16 protein-coding genes and 1 pseudogene are annotated in these 17,685 nt (G+C 59.3%); 5 read left to right on the top strand and 12 right to left on the bottom strand.

What is annotated here, in order from left to right; genetic code table 11:
* Positions 1 to 79: 79 nt before the first annotated feature.
* On the top strand, positions 80 to 604 hold the full coding sequence (locus tag D3P04_RS05705) for an arsenate reductase (azurin) small subunit (protein WP_119746803.1): 525 nt from the start codon (positions 80 to 82) through the stop codon (positions 602 to 604).
* Between the two features lie 13 nt (positions 605 to 617).
* Complete coding sequence (locus D3P04_RS05700) at positions 618 to 3,143, top strand: arsenate reductase (azurin) large subunit (RefSeq protein WP_119746801.1); 2,526 nt, start codon at positions 618 to 620, stop codon at positions 3,141 to 3,143.
* 46 nt (positions 3,144 to 3,189) lie between these two features.
* Here D3P04_RS05700 and phoB read toward each other — a convergent pair whose 3' ends face one another.
* The 6 genes from phoB to D3P04_RS05670 form a co-directional block, all read right to left on the bottom strand.
* The gene (gene phoB, locus D3P04_RS05695; RefSeq protein ID WP_119746799.1) at positions 3,190 to 3,879 is read right to left on the bottom strand and encodes a phosphate regulon transcriptional regulator PhoB; all 690 of its coding nucleotides are present in this window, start codon (positions 3,877 to 3,879) and stop codon (positions 3,190 to 3,192) included.
* Between the two features lie 3 nt (positions 3,880 to 3,882).
* On the bottom strand, positions 3,883 to 4,611 hold the full coding sequence (phoU, locus tag D3P04_RS05690; protein ID WP_408634356.1) for a phosphate signaling complex protein PhoU: 729 nt from the start codon (positions 4,609 to 4,611) through the stop codon (positions 3,883 to 3,885).
* Positions 4,612 to 4,628: 17 nt separating this feature from the next.
* A complete protein-coding gene (gene pstB, locus D3P04_RS05685; protein ID WP_119746797.1) occupies positions 4,629 to 5,426 on the bottom strand; it encodes a phosphate ABC transporter ATP-binding protein PstB in 798 nt (265 codons plus the stop codon).
* Between the two features lie 23 nt (positions 5,427 to 5,449).
* Positions 5,450 to 6,742, bottom strand: a complete 1,293-nt coding sequence (gene pstA / locus D3P04_RS05680) for a phosphate ABC transporter permease PstA (RefSeq protein WP_119746795.1) — start codon at positions 6,740 to 6,742, stop codon at positions 5,450 to 5,452.
* Positions 6,743 to 6,751: 9 nt separating this feature from the next.
* On the bottom strand, positions 6,752 to 8,128 hold the full coding sequence (gene pstC / locus D3P04_RS05675) for a phosphate ABC transporter permease subunit PstC (RefSeq protein WP_119746793.1): 1,377 nt from the start codon (positions 8,126 to 8,128) through the stop codon (positions 6,752 to 6,754).
* A gap of 63 nt (positions 8,129 to 8,191) precedes the next feature.
* The gene (locus D3P04_RS05670) at positions 8,192 to 9,241 is read right to left on the bottom strand and encodes a substrate-binding domain-containing protein (protein WP_076528414.1); all 1,050 of its coding nucleotides are present in this window, start codon (positions 9,239 to 9,241) and stop codon (positions 8,192 to 8,194) included.
* Positions 9,242 to 9,476: 235 nt separating this feature from the next.
* Here D3P04_RS05670 and D3P04_RS05665 point away from each other — a divergent pair, with 235 nt between their 5' ends.
* Positions 9,477 to 10,241 carry a helix-turn-helix domain-containing protein gene (locus D3P04_RS05665; protein WP_119746791.1) on the top strand — a complete coding sequence of 255 codons (765 nt, stop codon included), beginning with the start codon at positions 9,477 to 9,479 and terminating at the stop codon, positions 10,239 to 10,241.
* Positions 10,242 to 10,519: 278 nt separating this feature from the next.
* Here D3P04_RS05665 and D3P04_RS23540 read toward each other — a convergent pair whose 3' ends face one another.
* The 5 genes from D3P04_RS23540 to D3P04_RS05640 form a co-directional block, all read right to left on the bottom strand.
* Positions 10,520 to 10,789, bottom strand: coding sequence for a hypothetical protein (locus D3P04_RS23540; RefSeq protein WP_119746789.1), 270 nt, complete (start codon positions 10,787 to 10,789; stop codon positions 10,520 to 10,522).
* On the bottom strand, positions 10,786 to 11,013 hold the full coding sequence (locus tag D3P04_RS23535) for a hypothetical protein (RefSeq protein WP_119746787.1): 228 nt from the start codon (positions 11,011 to 11,013) through the stop codon (positions 10,786 to 10,788). Before D3P04_RS23535 ends, D3P04_RS23540 begins: the two co-directional genes overlap by 4 nt.
* 124 nt (positions 11,014 to 11,137) lie before the next feature.
* Positions 11,138 to 11,686, bottom strand: a complete 549-nt coding sequence (locus tag D3P04_RS23530) for an MFS transporter (RefSeq protein ID WP_119746786.1) — start codon at positions 11,684 to 11,686, stop codon at positions 11,138 to 11,140.
* Positions 11,683 to 13,092, bottom strand: coding sequence for an NAD(P)-binding domain-containing protein (locus D3P04_RS05645; protein WP_119746784.1), 1,410 nt, complete (start codon positions 13,090 to 13,092; stop codon positions 11,683 to 11,685). Before D3P04_RS05645 ends, D3P04_RS23530 begins: the two co-directional genes overlap by 4 nt.
* Positions 13,093 to 13,135: 43 nt before the next feature.
* On the bottom strand, positions 13,136 to 13,477 hold the full coding sequence (locus tag D3P04_RS05640; protein WP_119746782.1) for an ArsR/SmtB family transcription factor: 342 nt from the start codon (positions 13,475 to 13,477) through the stop codon (positions 13,136 to 13,138).
* A 609-nt stretch (positions 13,478 to 14,086) separates the two neighbouring features.
* Between D3P04_RS05640 and D3P04_RS05635 the strand changes: the two are divergent.
* A pseudogene (locus D3P04_RS05635) lies at positions 14,087 to 14,578 on the top strand (TCP-1/cpn60 chaperonin family protein); the annotation flags it as partial.
* A gap of 124 nt (positions 14,579 to 14,702) precedes the next feature.
* On the opposite strand, the gene D3P04_RS05630 reads toward D3P04_RS05635, so the two are convergent.
* Positions 14,703 to 15,173: an Lrp/AsnC family transcriptional regulator gene (locus D3P04_RS05630; RefSeq protein WP_269902617.1), complete on the bottom strand. Its 471-nt coding sequence runs from the start codon at positions 15,171 to 15,173 to the stop codon at positions 14,703 to 14,705.
* A gap of 117 nt (positions 15,174 to 15,290) precedes the next feature.
* Between D3P04_RS05630 and D3P04_RS05625 the strand changes: the two genes are divergently transcribed.
* Complete coding sequence (locus tag D3P04_RS05625) at positions 15,291 to 17,666, top strand: transketolase (protein ID WP_119746778.1); 2,376 nt, start codon at positions 15,291 to 15,293, stop codon at positions 17,664 to 17,666.
* Positions 17,667 to 17,685 lie beyond the last annotated feature (19 nt).

Below are 17,685 nucleotides of genomic sequence, written 5' to 3'. Positions count from 1 at the left end.
TTCTTGCGTGATACTGCCATAAGATTGCCACGATAATTCGCTATACTCTTCTCAACCAGCGAGGGGAGAACCAAGCCAGATGACGAAATGCAATCGCTTGATCGATGCGGGGCGCCGCCAGTTCCTGCGAGGCGGGATGATGGCCACCGCGGGTGCGGCCGTGACGACATTGGCTGGAACGCAAGAGGCCAAGGCACAGGCTGCGCTCGCGCGGGTTGATTATCCGGCGAGCCGGCTGGGGAATATCGGCGAACTGACCGAAAACGAACCGCTCGACGTCAGCTACCCAGATGATGACAGCCCAGGAGTGTTGCTCAAGCTTGGGCATGCGGTGGAAGGCGGTGCCGGGCCGGATGGGGATATCGTTGGCTTCTCGGTCCTCTGCCCGCACAAGGGTTGGTATCTGGGCTATAACGCCGATGACCGGACCTTCAACTGCCCCGGCCATTATTCGCGTTTCGATGCCGAGGCAGGCGGGCAGCAGGTCTGGGGGCATGCCACCAGCAACCTGCCGCAATTCAATCTGCGCGTCGATGATGATGGCGAGATCTATGCCGAAGGCGTGGACGAGCTGATCTTTGGCCGCCTGTCCAATACGCTCTGAAGGAAAACGGATCATGGCTTACAAGAGACATATCGACCGTCTGCCGATCATCCCGGCGGACGCAAAAGTTCAAAATGCGGTTTGCCATTATTGCATCGTCGGCTGCGGCTACAAGGCTTACACTTGGCCGATCAATCGGCAAGGCGGCACCGATCCCTCACAAAACGTTTTCGGCGTGGATCTGAGTGAGCAGCAACCGCAGGACACCGAAGCCTGGTATGCGCCCTCGATGTATAACATTGTGAAACAGGACGGTCGAGACGTTCAACTGGTCATCAAGCCCGATGTGAACTGCGTGGTAAATTCCGGTCTCGGCTCGGTGCGCGGCGCGCGCATGGCCGAGAACCACCCTTCGACCGTTACCGGCACCCAGGGACATCGGCTGACCGATCCGCTGACCTGGCGTTATGGATCATATCAGCAGACAAGTTGGGAGGATGCTTTCGATCTGGTTGCAAGGGTGACCGCTCGGGTTGTGATGGACGGGTCTGAGGACGATCTGATTGTATCGATGTTCGATCATGGCGGCTCGGGTGGCGGCTATGAAAACACCTGGGGCACTGGAAAGCTGTATTTCGAGAGCATGAAGGTCAAGAATGTCCGCATTCACAACCGCCCCGCATATAATTCGGAGGTCCATGCCACGCGAGATATGGGTGTAGGCGAATTGAACAACGCCTATGAGGATGCGGAACTCACCGACACGCTGGTTGCCTGGGGATGCAACCCTCTGGAGTGCCAGACGAACTACTTCCTCAACCATTGGGTGCCGAACCTGCAAGGCATGACGTCGGACAAGAAAGCCGAATTGCTGCCGGACGAACCGCAAGAGCCCGCCAAGATCATCTTTATCGATCCGCGCAGAAACGTTTCGGTCAACGCGGCAGAGCAAGCCGCAGGGCCAGATAACGTTCTACATCTGCCAATCAATTCGGGAACCGATCTGGCACTGGCGAATGCGATCTTCACGCATATCGTCGAACAAGGCTGGCATGATCAGGATTTCATCGACGCTCACACGCTGCGCGAAGCCGCCGAACACCCGGCGGAGTTCCCGGCGAAGGGCGCATCAGACGCATATCCGGGCCTGCTGACCAGCTTCGAGGATGCCGTCGAGGCGAACCGGATGTCGCTGGAGGAGGCCGCCGAAATCTGCGGCGTTCCGGCCGACGATATCCGCAAGGCCGCCGAATGGATGGCCGAGCCGAAAGAAGGCGGTGCCCGTCGTCGCATGATGATCGGCTATGAAAAGGGGATCATCTGGGGCAACGATAATTACCGCACCAATGGCGCTATCGTGAATATCTCTCTGGCGACCAGGAATATCGGGCAGCTGGGCGGAGGTTGCGTCCGGATGGGAGGCCATCAGGAGGGCTATTTTCGCCCGAGTGAAGGTCATGTGGGACGGCCCGCGGCCTATGTTGATCAACTTATCATCGATGGCAAAGGGGGCGTGCATCATATCTGGGCCTGCAACCACTACCGAACCACTTTGAACGCCACCGAGTTCAAGCGCATCTACAACCACCGCACCAATATGGTGAAAGAGGCCATGGATTCGGTTGCAGGACAGGGGCGAGACGCCTTGGTCGATGCCATTGTCGGCGCGATTGCCGAGGGTGGGCTCTTCGCGGTGAACGTGGATATTATCCAAAACGAGATGGGCAGCCAGGCGCATGTCGTCCTGCCCGCTGCCCAGCAGGGCGAGATGAACCTGACTTCGATGAATGGAGAGAGGCGCATGCGGCTGGCCGAGAAATACATGGACCCGCCGGGTCACGCCATGCCCGATTGCCTCATCGCGGCAGGAATTGCCCGGCATATGGAGCGCGTGCTCTCCGAGACGGGCAACAGCGACTATGCCGCCAATTTCCAGGGCTATGACTGGAAAAACGAAGAAGACGCCTTCCGCGACGGCTATCAATCCGCCCATCCCGATGTCACCTATGAACGGCTGCGGGCAATGGGGACGAACGGCTTTCAGGAGCCTCCACAGGGTCTGGACGGCGAAACCATCATCGGCACCGACCGGCTTTACAAGGACGGTAAGTTTTCTACCGATGACGGGCTGGCGCGATTCATGGCTGGGCCATGGCGTGGCCTGGTTACTCCCGGAAAACAGGAAGAGAGCGAATCCTACACGTTCCTGATCAATAATGGTCGCTCAAATCTCAACTGGCAGAACTGGTTCCTGGACCAGGAGAATGAATTTGTTACCGACCGCTGGCCCTATCCGTTCATCGAGATGAATCCCGAGGACATGGCGGAAAACAGCATCGAGCCGGGGGACCTGGTGGAAATCTTCAATGGAAACGGTGCCACGCAGGCGATAGCCTACCCGACCGAGACGGCCACGCGAGGTGAGACCTTCATGCTGTTCGGTTCGCCGCGGGGAACCCAGGGCAATATCGTCAGCAAAGGTGTGAACGAATTGGTGATCCCCGTCTATAAGCAGACATGGGCGGACATTCGCAAAATAGCGGACGTCCCGGAAGCCGCACGGCATATTTCGTTCAAGTCGAAGGAGTTCCGGTTCTGATCCGAACCGCTACTATAGCTTGCCCGGCTCGACGCTGGGCAAGCCGTCAGCCAAGCGCGTAACCTGTTCCCCGCACCGTCCGGACCGGATTGTCGCCACCGTTTGACATCAAAGCTTTGCGCAACCGGCCGACATGCACATCGATGGTGCGGGTATCAACATAGATATCGCGCCCCCAGACCCGATCCAGCAATTGTTCGCGCGTCCAGACCCGGCCCGGCTTTTCCATCAGCGTGGACAGCAACCGGAACTCGGTCGGCCCCAGATGCAGGGGCTGGCCGGCGCGAAAGACCCTGTGCTCGGCCGCATCCAGGATGATATCGCCGAAACTCAGCCTTTCGCCCATGGTCGAGGGGCGGGTGCGGCGCAACTGGGTCCGAAGGCGGGCCATCAGTTCGACCACGGAATAAGGCTTGACGACGTAATCATCCGCCCCGGTTTCCAAGCCGCGCACCCGGTCGGTCTCCTCGCTGCGTGCCGAGAGCATGATGATCGGGATCCCGCGGGTCGCCGGATCGGCCTTGACCTGACGGCAGACCTCGATCCCCGAGACCCTGGGCAGCATCCAGTCCAGAACCAGCAGATCGGGCTGCTCCTCCTGCACCAACAGCAAGGCGTCCTCGCCATTATCGGCGACCACGACCTCGAAGCCCTCGGCCTCAAGATTGTATTGCAAGACCTCACGCTGGGCGTTTTCGTCTTCGACAACCAATACGCAAGGGGCCTGACTCGTCATCTCTTATCCCTCACTTCTCGCGATGCCAGCATCGGTTGACACGCTGCTGGCCTTGGGCCGGCTATCATCCGGCAATTCCCCGGTCACCAGGTAGATCACCTGTTCGGCAATCGAAGTCGCGTGGTCGCCCATCCGTTCGACATTCTTGGCGATGAAATGCAGATGCATGCAGGCGGTGATATTGCGCGGGTCCTCCATCATATGGGTCAGGAATTCGCGGAACAAAGCGTTATACATCTGGTCCACTTCCAGATCACGCTGACGGACATCCTCGGCCAGTTCGCCATCGCGGCGGATATAGCTGTCCAGCGCATCCTGCAGCATCTTGCTGACCGCCTGCGACATGCGGCGTATCGCCATGCCCGAGCCGTCGATCACCGGCATCTGCGTCAGCACATCGGTCCGCTTCGCCATGTTCTTGGCGTAATCGCCCACGCGTTCCAGCGAGGCGGCGATCTTCATCACTGCCAGAACCATGCGCAGATCCGTGGCCGTGGGAGCGCGCAGGGCGATCAGCCGCGCCGCATCCTCGTTGATCTGCAATTCCAATGTGTCGATCGCCTTGTCCCGGCGGCGCACCTCTTCGGCCAGGTCCTCGTCCCGGGTATCCAGTGCCGTCGCGGCGTCCGAGATGGCGACTTCGACCATGCCGCCCATCTTGACGACCTGCGCCTGAATCGTCTCAAGGTCGCGGTCGAACGCGGAGGATATATGCTTGTCGCGATTGATCATTCCTGTCTCCTCCAGAGTCAGCCGATACGGCCCGAGATGTAGGATTCTGTGCGCGAATCCTGCGGTTTCGTGAAAATGTCGTCGGTTTCGCCATATTCGACAAGGTTGCCCAGGTGGAAAAAGGCGGTCTTCTGGCTGACGCGCGCGGCCTGCTGCATCGAGTGGGTCACGATGACGACCGAGAACTGCGAGCGCAGCTGTTCGATCAGTTCCTCGACTTGCCCGGTGGCAATGGGGTCGAGCGCCGAGCAAGGCTCGTCCATCAGCAGCACCTCGGGCGCGGTCGCTACGGCACGGGCGATACAGAGGCGCTGTTGCTGCCCGCCCGACAGGCCGGTGCCGGGTTCCAGCAAGCGGTCCTTGACCTCGTTCCACAGCGCCGATCCGCGCAAGGATTTTTCGACGATCTCGTCCAGCTCGGCTTTGTTGCGGGCCAGGCCGTGGATTTTCGGGCCGTAGGCCACGTTGTCATAGATCGACTTGGGGAAGGGATTAGGTTTCTGGAACACCATCCCGACGCGGGCCCGCAGCTGCACTGGATCGACTTTGCGGTCATAAATGTCCTGTCCATCCAGTCGGATCTGGCCTTCGATGCGCGCGATGTCGATACTGTCGTTCATCCGATTGATGCAGCGCAGGAATGTCGATTTTCCGCAGCCCGAGGGACCGATAAAGGCCGTTACGGTCTTGTCGAGGATCTCGACATTCACATCCTTGATGGCATGGGTATCGCCATAATAGACCTGCACATTTCTGGCCGAGATCTTGATATCCTGCTGGGTCACGGCACTCTCCGCTCGGTTGATGTCATACATAATACTAGGCTCCTTCGACCGTATCACCAACGGCGTTCAAAACGGTTGCGCAGGAAGATGGCTAGGGCGTTCATCATGACGAGGAAGCCCAGCAGCACAAGGATTGCAGCAGATGTCCGGCTGACAAAGCCGCGTTCGGGACTATCCGCCCAGATGAAAATCTGCGTCGGCAGGGCGGTCGCGGCATCAAGTGGCGTAGACGGCGCAGCCGTCACGAAGGCGTTCATGCCGATCAGCAACAGTGGCGCGGTTTCCCCGAGAGCTTGCGCCAGCCCGATGATCGTGCCGGTCAGGATGCCGGGCATAGCCAGCGGCAGCACATGGCCGAACACAACCTGTTGCTTGGACGCGCCGACGCCAAGCGCCGCTTCGCGGATCGACGGTGGCACCGCCTTCAGCGCGGCACGGGTGGCGATGATGATCGTCGGCATTGTCATCAGCGCCAGCGTCATCCCGCCGACCAGAGGTGCCGAGCGTGGCATCCCGAACCAGCCCAAGAATACCGCCAGGGCCAGCAGACCGAACACCACCGAGGGGACCGCCGCGAGGTTGTTGATATTGACCTCGATCACATCGCTCAGGCGGTTCTTGGGCGCGAATTCCTCCAGGTAGATCGCAGCGCCGATGCCCAGTGGGAACGAGATCAGGAAGCAGACCAGTAGTGCATAGAACGACCCGATGATTGCGCCTTTCAATCCGGCAAGTTCGGGGAAGCGTGAATCGGCATTTGTGATCAGGGCCCAATTGATCGGCTTGGAAATCCGGCCTTCATCCTGCAATTGCTGGAACCAGCCGATCGCGGCGTCGTTCAGCCGCCGCATGGTTTCATCCGACTCGGTATCGACATTGCCCTTGTTCAATTGATCATACGGGTCCGAGACCGGCACCTTTATGGTAATGGTCTGGCCGATCAGCGAAGGATCGGCCACAATACGATCCCGCACCTCAAACTGGGCGGCATTCGACACAATCCCTGACAGAGCGCGCAAATCACCCTCTTCCGCATCCGGAAAAGTAACTTGCATCGCCTCGTTCATAACGTTGCGATAATTGCCGCGAGACGGGTCCTCGGCATCTACCAGCTCGGCCGAGATTGGCACGTCAAGCGTGATATGCGTTTGCCTAAATGCCTGCGTCCCTCCCGAAATCAGCGTCCAGAGCAGGATGCCCAGCATCAGGAAGGCAAAGAGGATCGCGCCCAGTCCAACCCCCTTCAGGATCGCCTCGCTCCGGCGACGACGCGAGAGTCTGTTTTGGAATTCCGGTGAAGCCCAGCCATGGGAGGCTTGAGGCGCGTCGTTCGTCTGATCGGTCATGTCCGGGCCTCAGTCGTAAAGTTCGCGGTATTTGCGCACGATGCGCAAGGCGACGATGTTGATAAGCAGTGTCACGATGAACAGCATCAGCCCCAGGGCGAATGCAGCCAGCGTCTTCGGGCTGTCAAACGACGTGTCGCCAATCAACAATGTCACGATCTGCACCGTCACGGTCGTGACGCTGTCCAGCGGGTTGATGGTCATCTTTGCGATCAGGCCCGCCGCCATCACCACAATCATCGTCTCACCGATTGCACGGCTGACAGCCAGCAGGACACCGCCGACGATGCCGGGGATCGCTGCCGGAAACAGGACTTTCGTGACGGTTTCGGCCCGTGTCGCGCCAAGCGCCATGCTGCCATCGCGAAGCGACCGTGGAACCGCCGAAAGCGCGTCATCCGCGAATGAGGAAATGAACGGGATCAGCATGACTGCCATCACGCTGCCCGCTGCAAGCGCTGTGTTCGGCGCGATCGGGAGGCCAAGCGACGCACCCCAGGCTCGGATTGCCGGAGCAACCGTAAGAATAGCAAAGAAGCCATAAACCACAGTTGGAATGCCCGCGAGGAGCTCCAGCACCGGCTTGGCGATGGCACGGAAACGCTTACTGGCAAACTCGTTCAGGTAAATTGCCGACATCAACCCAACCGGCACGGCAACGACTATGGCGACAAAGGTGATGACCAGCGTGCCCAGAATGACCGGCAGCCATCCGAAGGCTCCTTCTGCCGCAACCTGATCCTCGCGGATAGGTATCTGCGGCTCCCAACTCGTCCCGAACAGAAAGTCGGTGATCGGAACCATCTGGAAGAAGCGGATAGATTCGAAAACAAGCGACAAGACTATGCCGACAGTCACGAAGATTGCCACAAGCGAGCAAGAGATCAACAACCCCATGGTGATGCCTTCGACCGCCTGACGCGCCCGGAATTCTGCCCTGACGCTACGGCGGGTGACAAAGAGCGCCGCGGCACTCACCGCCGCCACGACAAGCAGCATCAGCCATCCGGATGCCGCCCGCAACGAGTTCATACGCTCGGCTGCATCCATCTTCCATTGTTCAGGATCGCCGAAAACCCGTCCTTGCGAGATCGATTGGATCTCGGCTTTGATCAGTTGGATCGCCCCGGAACCGAGATTGTCCAGAACCCCATCGGGCAAGCCGGCCATCACCAGCCTGTTGATAACCGTGGATTGCAGCACCAGCCACAAGAGCACGATGATGATCGCAGGCACAAGCACCGCCAGCAAAGCGTAGAGACCGTGAAACATACCAAGTGAATGAAGCCGCTGGCCACCATCCCGCAATGTCACTGCCGCCTGCCGGTTCATCATGTATCCTGCGAGTGCCGCAGTCAGCAGCAACGCAAAGGCGAATCCAGTCATGCCCAACCTCGCAAAAGGAGCCGCCCGCCCGGACTGATCCCGGACGAGCGTGTAGAGATAAAGTTACTCGGTAACTTCCAGCTTTACCGAACCGGTCGTAACGGCTTCCTGAAGCTTGGCGCGCTCGTCATCGCCAAGGGCGACCAGACCGCGCTCTTCCAGATAGCCACCCGGAGCCAGCGCGTTCTCGGACATGTATTCGTCGACGAATTCCTGCAGGTTCGGGATCACGCCGCGATGCGCATTCTTGACGTAGAAGAACAGCGGACGCGACAACGGGTATTCACCCGATGCGATGGTGTCCATTTCGGCCTGAACGTCGTTCAGCTTTACATCTTTCAGCGTATCCTGATTTTCATACAGGAAGGAATAGCCAAAGATGCCGAGCGCATTCGGATCCGAATTCAGGCGCTGCACGATCAGGTTGTCGTTCTCACCCGCTTCGATGAAGGGACCGTCGGTCCGCATGCGCGAGCAGTTCTCGTCAACCCAGTCCTCGTTGCCGGATTCTTCGGCAATCGCGGTGACTTCCTCAAGCGATTCACAACCGGCATGCATGGCAAGTTCGACAAAGGCGTCGCGGGTGCCCGAGGTCGGGGGCGGTCCAAGAACGACGATCTCGGTGTCGGGCAGCGATTCATCGATTTCCGACCATTTGGTATAGGGGTTGGCCACCATTTCGCCGTCTTGCGGCACCTCGGCGGCGAGCGCCAGGAACACCTGACCAAGCGTCAAATTCCAGTCGGTTTCGTTCTCGCGGCTGACAGCCAGCGACAACCCGTCATAGCCGATCATCGCTTCGCTGATATCGGTGACGCCATTTTCGACGCACAGATCAAATTCGGATTTTTTCATAGCGCGCGACGCGCCGGTCAGGTCTGCGGTATCTTCGCCGATACCTTCACAGAAAATCTGCATGCCGCCGCCAGTGCCGGTGGATTCGACGATCGGAGCCGGCGCGCCGGTTTGGTTTGCGAATTCCTCTGCCACTGCTTGCGTATATGGGAAAACAGTAGACGATCCGACGATGCGGATCTGGTCACGAGCCGCGGCAGCGGTCGCGGACAATGCGATGACGGACAAAGCAGTTGCCGTGAGGCCGATGGATTTCATAGGGATGCTCCCTGAGTTGAGTGTAAAAAGACCTAGCGAGTCGCTGATTACCCCGGCATTGTGACGGTAGCGCAACTATAATATGTCACTTTTGTGAACACTCTTGGCATCCATGCAACTTGCGCAGCTACGCGAGGACCAGAGCACAATGCAGGTCTATACTTTAGGAAAGTTCGTCCCATATGATCGCGATCGCTCTACAACTTCTGATAACGAAAAGGGCTACAAGTAGAAAATGGATAGGCATCTCGAACCCATATTTTCCGCGATCTCGAACCCAACCCGTCGAGCAATTTTGGATTTTCTATTGAGAAAAGACGGAGCTTCAAGAGCAGAAATAGAAGCGGAACTCAATCTCAACCAAAACACACTTACAGGGCATTTAAGAACACTCGCAAATTCGAGTGTTGTTATTGCCATGGGAAATATAACCAGACCACATTATTACGTGAACCTTACTGCGTTCAGAATTATGAATGAGCAGTGGATCCGCAAATTTATTGAAAGCGAAGGGTGTGACGATGAAACGCCCATCTTTAGCGACGAACGATCAATCAAAAGACATTTCACGATATACATACGCGCAACGCCAAGGATTGTTTGGATTCAAATGACAGATGATCGAAGAACAAAACTTTGGTTGCAGATGGAATTGAGCACTGAAACGGTAGAAAAGTCCATAAAATTTAAGACTGGCAACACTGTTGCTTTTACAGGAAGAATTACTAAATATAATACGAACAGAGAATTCTCATATGAAATTTATACATCCGATATCAAGGACATGCACGAACAGAAGATATCCCCAAATATCGCCTGGAAACTTCGCCCGATTGGGGATTACGCAACAAAACTTGATATATACCTTGAACATTTAGAAATAGACAATGACATTATCAACCTCTTCCTTAATCGCTGGCCAGAAGCTCTGTCGAAACTAAAAACGCTATCGGAAACTGGAACACGATTTTGGATATCTCCTTTAGACGCATCAAGTTAGAAAAGATCGACAGTGCACCCTCATCATTGAACGACTGAACGACCTGCTTCGACAAGGCAAATGATATGATTAATTTAACGGGGAAAGGTATCTTAGTCTCGCGACTTCGGAACATACCTGCAAGCTGTCAATTAAACCGCCATCTCACTGGAGGCGATTGCGAGTCGCACCACATTTATCCAGTAGAGCAATGACCTGCAACCTATCCAGGATCGCTGGCGAACTGGCCGTACAATCACGTCCGAAACGGTGGCACTGGGACAAAAAATCTAAGCCAGTCACGATGTCTGGCGGCCGGTCATCCGGAACAGTAGAACCGCAAAACCCAAAGGCACCGTGGACAGGGTGGCCAGGACAAGCAGCATAGCCGACGCGCCAAACGCATCGATTATCCAAGCCCCAGCCGAAGGTGCGATAGCAGAGGAGATCAGCATCGGCGTGGCCAGCCGACCCATAGTGCGCGCATATCCAGCCGGCCCGAAGACCGCCAGTGGCAGCGCACCCCGGGCAATGGACCACAGGCCGTTCCCGGCCCCGTAGGCGATCATGGCGATCGCTGCAGGAAAACCGAAGAGGAGCCCGCCAGTACCGCGAGGGCCGAGAAGAGCATTGTCCAGAGCGGATGGTGCCGACCACGCCCCATCATCTCAAGCAATCGCGCTGCCACCTGGGCCGGGCCGATCAGCGTGCCGATCCCGACGGCGACGACGGTGGCATAGCCCGACGCGGTCAGAATCGATACAAAATGCACCGACCAGATCGTCGAAAGCATGGAGAGCGTAACTCCCGTGAGGGCCAGGCAGAGAAACCGCGGGTCTGTTGCCGGAACCGGCGGAGGTAATGAGGCCGTGGCGTCTGATGTGGGGGGGTGTACGCCTCTTGGCCGAAGGCAGACCCTAAACGGCCAGTGGCGCCGTCACAGCAAGGTGGAATCCGGCATAGGCGAAGCAGGCAGAGCGCCAGCCGACCATCTCTATCAGCCAAGAGGAGAGCGGCCAGCAGACCGTGCTGGCGAATCCGCCCCAGAGCGTGAGCTGAGTGATCGCCAAGCGTGCATCCCGACCGAATACCTGTCCAAGACTCGAAAACGCCGCATCGTAAAGCCCGCACGCCATGCCGATGCCCATCACGGTCCAAGCGGCGTAATAAACTATCAGGCTATTTGCCAAGCCCAGCAGGGAAAGTCCGGCCGCCAACAAGACCATGCCAGACGCGAGCACCGGTCGGCCTCCATGCACCTCTATCAGACGGCCCACGAAAATTGCCGAAATGCCCGAGACGAGAAGCCCGATCGACACACCCGCGGAGATCGCGGCCCCGGACCAGCCAGTCTCGGCCGCGATCGGTTCCGCAAGGACGGCGATCAGGTAAAAGCTGCTGCCCCAGGCGAAGATTTCGATCACGCCAAGGGCGGAGACAATCCGTAAACGCTCGGATCCGGTCATGTCGCAAACGCGGCGGTGCTTTCGGCCGTGCAGCCGCACCCGGATTTGCCATCGGCCTTCGCCAACTCGTCCTTGCGGCAGCAGGCGTCGGCGTTGACGGTCGGGGCCCCTCCACAACATCCGGCGTTCGATATTGGAGCCGAAGGCGTGCCGCCAACCTTGCAGACGCCAGTTTCGGGTAGCCTCAACCGCACTTCGCGCGCCGCTGCCGGATCGCCAGCCAGTTCCGCCACGACCGAGCGCACCTGCTCGTAGCCGGTGGTCATAAGGAATGTCGGCGCGCGACCATAGCTCTTCATCCCGACAATGTAGAAGTCGCGCTCGGGGTGGCTCAGTTCGGTCACGCCATGTGGACGCACGGTGCCGCAAGAATGCAGGTTCGGGTCAATCAATGGCGCGAGGGCGGGGGTGGACTCGACGATTGGATCGAGTGACAGGCGCAGTTCCGACAGCATCGACAGATCGGGCCGAAAGCCTGTCGCAACGATGATCCGATCAACCTCGAAGGAAACCTCCTGCCCTTCCTCCCGGCCCGTCACGAGAAGCGTTTCTCCCCGTTTTGCGATCCGCTCCACGACGAAAGGCGACCGCAAGGTCACGCGACCCGAACCGACTGCCTCAGCTGCCCGGAGGCCAAGCTGACCCCGGCCGGGCAACTCGTCGGCGAGGCCGCCACCCAACAGACGATCGACCCCACCGGACCGAGTGGCCCATGTGATGCGTGTGCCTGGCTCGATCTCCTGAAGGTCCATCAGGTCAAGCGCCACGTTGATGGCCGAGTGCCCGGCGCCGATTACAAGGGTATGGCCTCCGACATGGGCTGCCCGAGCGGAACCCAGAACATCGGGAATGCCATAATCGATACGGGCGGCATACTCTGCTTCACCCGGCACGGGCAGACCGTCGACGCCGATCGGGTTCGGCTTGGTCCAGGTACCGGAGGCATCGATGACAGCCCGGGCGCAGGTCCGGTGACGCACGCCCTCGGTATCTCGCCAGAGCACCACGAAAGGCGAGTCTTCACGCCCGTCGCTTGACTGCTTGGAATGCCCCTCGCGCGTGATCGCTGTTACCTCAGCCCCGAGCCTGAGGCGGGTGACGATATCCGGGTGCGATGCCAGCGGGGCAAGATATTCAGAAATCAACTCGCCCCCGGTTGGCAGGTGGTCCGGGTCGGGCATCGTCCAGCCGATGACCTCGAGCAGGGCGCGGGAGGCCACATCGACATTATATTCCCAAGGCGAGAACACGCGCACATGGGCCCAGTCCGCGACAGCGGCCCCGACGGTCGCCCCCCGCTCAAGGATCAGGGGAACAAGACCGCGCGATAGTAAATGCGATGCGGCCGCTAGGCCGACGGGGCCGGCACCGATCACGACAATTGGGAGGCCTGTAGGATCTATCATATTATTCCATCCTTCCGGTACATTCGAAATATCGGTGAGAAATTTAGCCGATCGGGGCGCCGGCCTCGGCTTCCTCTGTGCGGGCATCGTCGATGCAGTCTTGATCGGCACAGCATTCATCAGTGAGATACCCGATCAGTGCCGACATCGCCGGGTACTCGGCGTGACAGATCAGGGTCGTGCCGGAGCGGTCCTGCCGCACCAGCCCCTGATCGACCAGGCGTTTCATGTGATGCGAGAGGGTCGAGGCCGCGAGACCAACGTGCTCCTGCACCTGACCAACCGTCAGCCCGCCGGTTCCCGCCCGGACGAGTGTCCGGTAGATCCCGAGGCGGGTTTCATTGCCGAGCGCTTCAAGCTGGCGTGCTGCTATTTCGATGTTCATGGAAATATCTTGGGGTATCTCAGTACAGCCGTCAAGTGTTATTTCGAATATGATCGAAATACACTCACTCCCCCGAGTACTGCTCATCATGCTAACGCATCTTGAGCAGAATTCACTCCCACTACTCAAATCCTCGATGAACTCGCTAGCGAGCGGTTCTATGGATCAACTTCCGGGATCACTCTAATTACACTTGTTATTTCAATGACTTACAACTTCCATCGACGACGAGACTTAGCACCGATCCATAATTCTCATAGTTCGGGTTGACTCGGTCACACAACGTTTTTACCTCTATATTCAGTCGATGCACGGTGGGGCGACGCTGCCCCCGCCTGCGGTAGAGATACCGCCTGCGAAGACAAATTCCGTGGAATGCTTGTCGTCTTACGGGCGACCGCATCGCGGAGAACAGCGTGCCGCGATCCAATGATTGAGCTTGCCGAACGTGGCTATGCCGCGGCGGCAGTGGGTTACATGAGGCCATCAATCATTGTCAGATTGCTGCAGGCGTGCCCATGGGGATAGGCTTTCCCTTGGCGCCTCGTCTGCCGCCCGACCGAAAGAAAGTATGGGAAGGCATGGCCACAAAAAAAATTACGCTTTGATATAGACGCACGAAACAGGTTGCTGGCTGGCGTCGACGTTCTTGCTGACGCCGTCAAGGTGACGCTTGGTCCCAAGGGCCGCAACGTGGTGATCGACAAATCCTTCGGCGCGCCCCGTATCACCAAGGACGGTGTGACGGTCGCCAAGGAGATCGAACTGACCGACAAGTTCGAGAACATGGGCACACAAATGGTCCGCGAAGTCGCTTCGCGCACCAATGACGAGGCCGGCGACGGCACCACGACCGCGACGGTTCTGGCTCAGGGCATCGTCAAGGAAGGCATGAAGGCCGTTGCTGCCGGCATGAACCCGATGGATCTGAAGCGCGGCAACGACAGCGCCACCGCCAAGGTCGTCGAGGCCATCAAGGCCGCCTCGCGCCCGGTGAATGACAGCGACGAAGTCGCGCAGGTCGGCACCATCTCGGCCAATGGCGAAGCCTCGATCGGCCGCCAGATCGCCGACGCGATGCAGAAAGTCGGCAACGAGGGTGACCGAGGCGATCCGCCACAGAACGCCGTCGACAGCCTTCCAGGGCGATCAGGACGCAATCATGGCCCTGCGCCCGTTGATCAGGCTTCCCCAATTCATATAACCTTCTAGTCATACTAAAAAATTACGGCTGCCTGGAAATCCCCGACTTGACGCGCCGGATCGGGATCGAGCTTTCGATGCTGGAGACGCAGGTCAGTCGGGTTAAGCGGCTGGTCAGAAAATCCTCGAAGCCCTTCAACCCGTCGGTGACCACCCGCAGCAGGTAATCGCGGTTGCCGGTCATCAGCCAGCAATCCACCACCTCCGGAAAGGTCTGGATCGCCGCCTCGAACTGCGCCAATGCCTGATCCACCTGCCGGTCCAGCTTGACCGATACGAAAACCGAGACCGGATAGCCCAGTGCCGCCTCGTCGATCAGCGCGGCATAGCCGGTAATGACTCCCATCGCTTCGAGATTGCGGACCCGCCGCGCCACCGGTGTCGGGCTGAGACCGATGCGCTCGCTGAGTTCCTGCAGCGACATCCGGCCGTGATCGCGCAATAGACGCAGGATTCGCAGATCAAAATCATCAAACTTGGTGGATTCAGCCACGTTTCTTCCATTTTCATACGAAAATCCTCGCAATTTGGCCATATCAGGGCTGAAAACGCAAGGACACCCTGCGCCTCTTCGGGGCATGATGCCCGAAAGACCGTCAGGAGACTGCCCATGCCCAACCAGCCCGAATCCACCCACCTGAAAACCGCCGAACAGCGCCTGTTGTGGCTGTCGCATTGGATGATCCACAATGCCAACCACCTGCGCCCCAGGCAGGACGGCATCAAGATCGGCGGGCACCAGGCCTCCTGCGCATCGATGGTGTCGATCATGACGGCGCTGTATTTCTCTACCCTGCGGCCCGAGGACCGGGTGGCGGTGAAACCGCATGCCGGCCCCCTGTTCCACGCGATACAGTACCTGATGGGCAATCTCGATCGCCAAAAGATGCTGGATTTTCGTGGCTATGGCGGAGTGCAAAGCTATCCGAGCCGAACCAAGGATGCCGATGACGTCGATTTCTCGACCGGTTCGGTGGGGCTGGGCGTTGCGGTAACCTCGTTTGCCTCGATCATCCAGGATTATATCGCCGGCAAGCCCTGGGGTGCAGATATGCCCATGGGCCGGATGATCGCGCTGATGGGCGATGCCGAGATGGACGAGGGCAATATCCACGAATGCCTGCAAGAGGGCTGGAAACACGATCTGCGCAATGTCTGGTGGGTAATCGACTATAACCGGCAATCGCTGGATGGCGTCGTGCGCGAGGGGCTGTGGAACCGGATCGAGAAACTGTTCGAGGCGTTCGGCTGGGATGTCGTGCGGATCAAGTATGGCGTGTTGCAGCGCGCGACCTTTGCCGAGTCGGGGGGCGAGCGGTTGCGCGAATGGATTGATGCCTGCCCGAACCAACTCTATTCGGCGCTGACCTTCAGCGGTGGGGCCGAATGGCGCAAGCGGCTGATGGATGATCTGGGCGATCAGGGCGAGGTCTCTGCGCTGATCGAGCGGCGCAGCGATGCCGAGCTGGCGGCGCTGATGGAGAACCTGGGCGGCAATTGCGTCGAGACCATGGCCGAACAATTCGCCGCCATCGACCATGACCGGCCGGTCTGCTTCCTTGCCTATACCGTCAAGGGCTGGGGCACACCCATCGCCGGGCACAAAGACAATCATGGCGGGCTGATGACCAAGGTGCAGATGCAGGACTGGCAGGCGCATATGGGCGTGCCCGCGGGCGAGGAATGGGAACCCTTCGCCGCTGTTCGCGACCCGGACGGCTTGCGCGATTTCCTGCGGCAGGTGCCGTTCTTTGCCGCCGGGCCACGCCGTCATATCGCCGGGTGGATTGCGGTGCCCGCCATGCCCGCCCCCGGCGGCGCCGAGAATTCGACACAGGCCGCATTCGGCAAGCTGCTCGACGATCTTGCGCGCGGCGACAGCGCCTTGGCCGAGCGGATTGTCACCGTCTCCCCCGATGTGACCGGCACCACGGGGCTGGGGCCATGGGTGAACCGGCGCAAGCTCTGGGCGCGACATGCCCGCCCTGATCTGTTCCGTAGCCAGAAGATCCCTTCGACCGCCAAATGGGACTTCGCCCCCGAAGGCCAGCATATCGAACTGGGCATCGCCGAGATGAACCTGTTCCTGCAACTGGCGGCGGCAGGGCTGTCGGGCTCACTTTTTGGCAAGCGGCTCTTGCCGGTGGGCACGGTCTATGACCCCTTTGTCTGCCGTGGGCTCGATGCGTTGAACTATGCCTGCTACCAGGATGCCCGCTTCATGATCGCGGGAACGCCCTCAGGCGTGACGCTGGCGCCCGAGGGCGGCGCGCATCAGTCGATTTCGACCCCGCTGATCGGTATGGCGCAGGACGGGCTGGCCAGCTTCGAGCCCGCATTCGCCGCCGAGCTGGCGGCGATCATGGAGTGGGCCTTTGACTATATGCAGCGCGACGGCGAAGGCGGGGCCGATCCACGCACATCACTGGCCGATGACAGTGGCGGCGCGGTCTATCTGCGGCTCACCACCCGTCCGATAGAGCAGGCCGCCCTGCCCGACGATTTCCGGCAAGGCGCCATCGATGGCGGTTACTGGCTGCGCCCGCCGGGGCCGAATTGCGAGGTGGTCATCGCCTATCAGGGCGCCGTTGCCCCCGAGGCCATCGCCGCGGCCGGCTTCATCGCCGAAAGCCGCCGCGACGTGGCTGTGCTGGCGGTGACATCGGCCGACCGGCTGCATGCCGGCTGGACCGCCGCGCAACGCGCCCGGCGCAGTGGAGCAGCCGCGAATTGCCATGCCGAAACCCTGCTGTCGCCCCTGCCCCGCCATTGTCGGCTGGTCACGGTGATCGATGGCCATCCGGCCACGCTGTCATGGCTGGGCGGCGTCGCCGGGCACCGAACCATCGCGCTTGGTGTCGAACAGTTCGGTCAGACTGGCACGATCAGCGATCTCTACCACCATTACGGCATCGACACCGCCGGGATCGTCGGTGCCGTCTCGGCCTTGACCGACGGCGCAAGGCTGGCGCCGGTCATGGGATGAGATGTCCCCTCCCCATATC

Origin of the sequence: Paracoccus onubensis, assembly GCF_003591515.1 — a bacterium.
In the GTDB taxonomy this organism is placed as follows: Bacteria; Pseudomonadota; Alphaproteobacteria; order Rhodobacterales; family Rhodobacteraceae; genus Paracoccus; species Paracoccus onubensis.
Note: the sequence above shows the minus strand (reverse complement) of the source record. Positions and strands in the feature narration are given on the sequence as shown.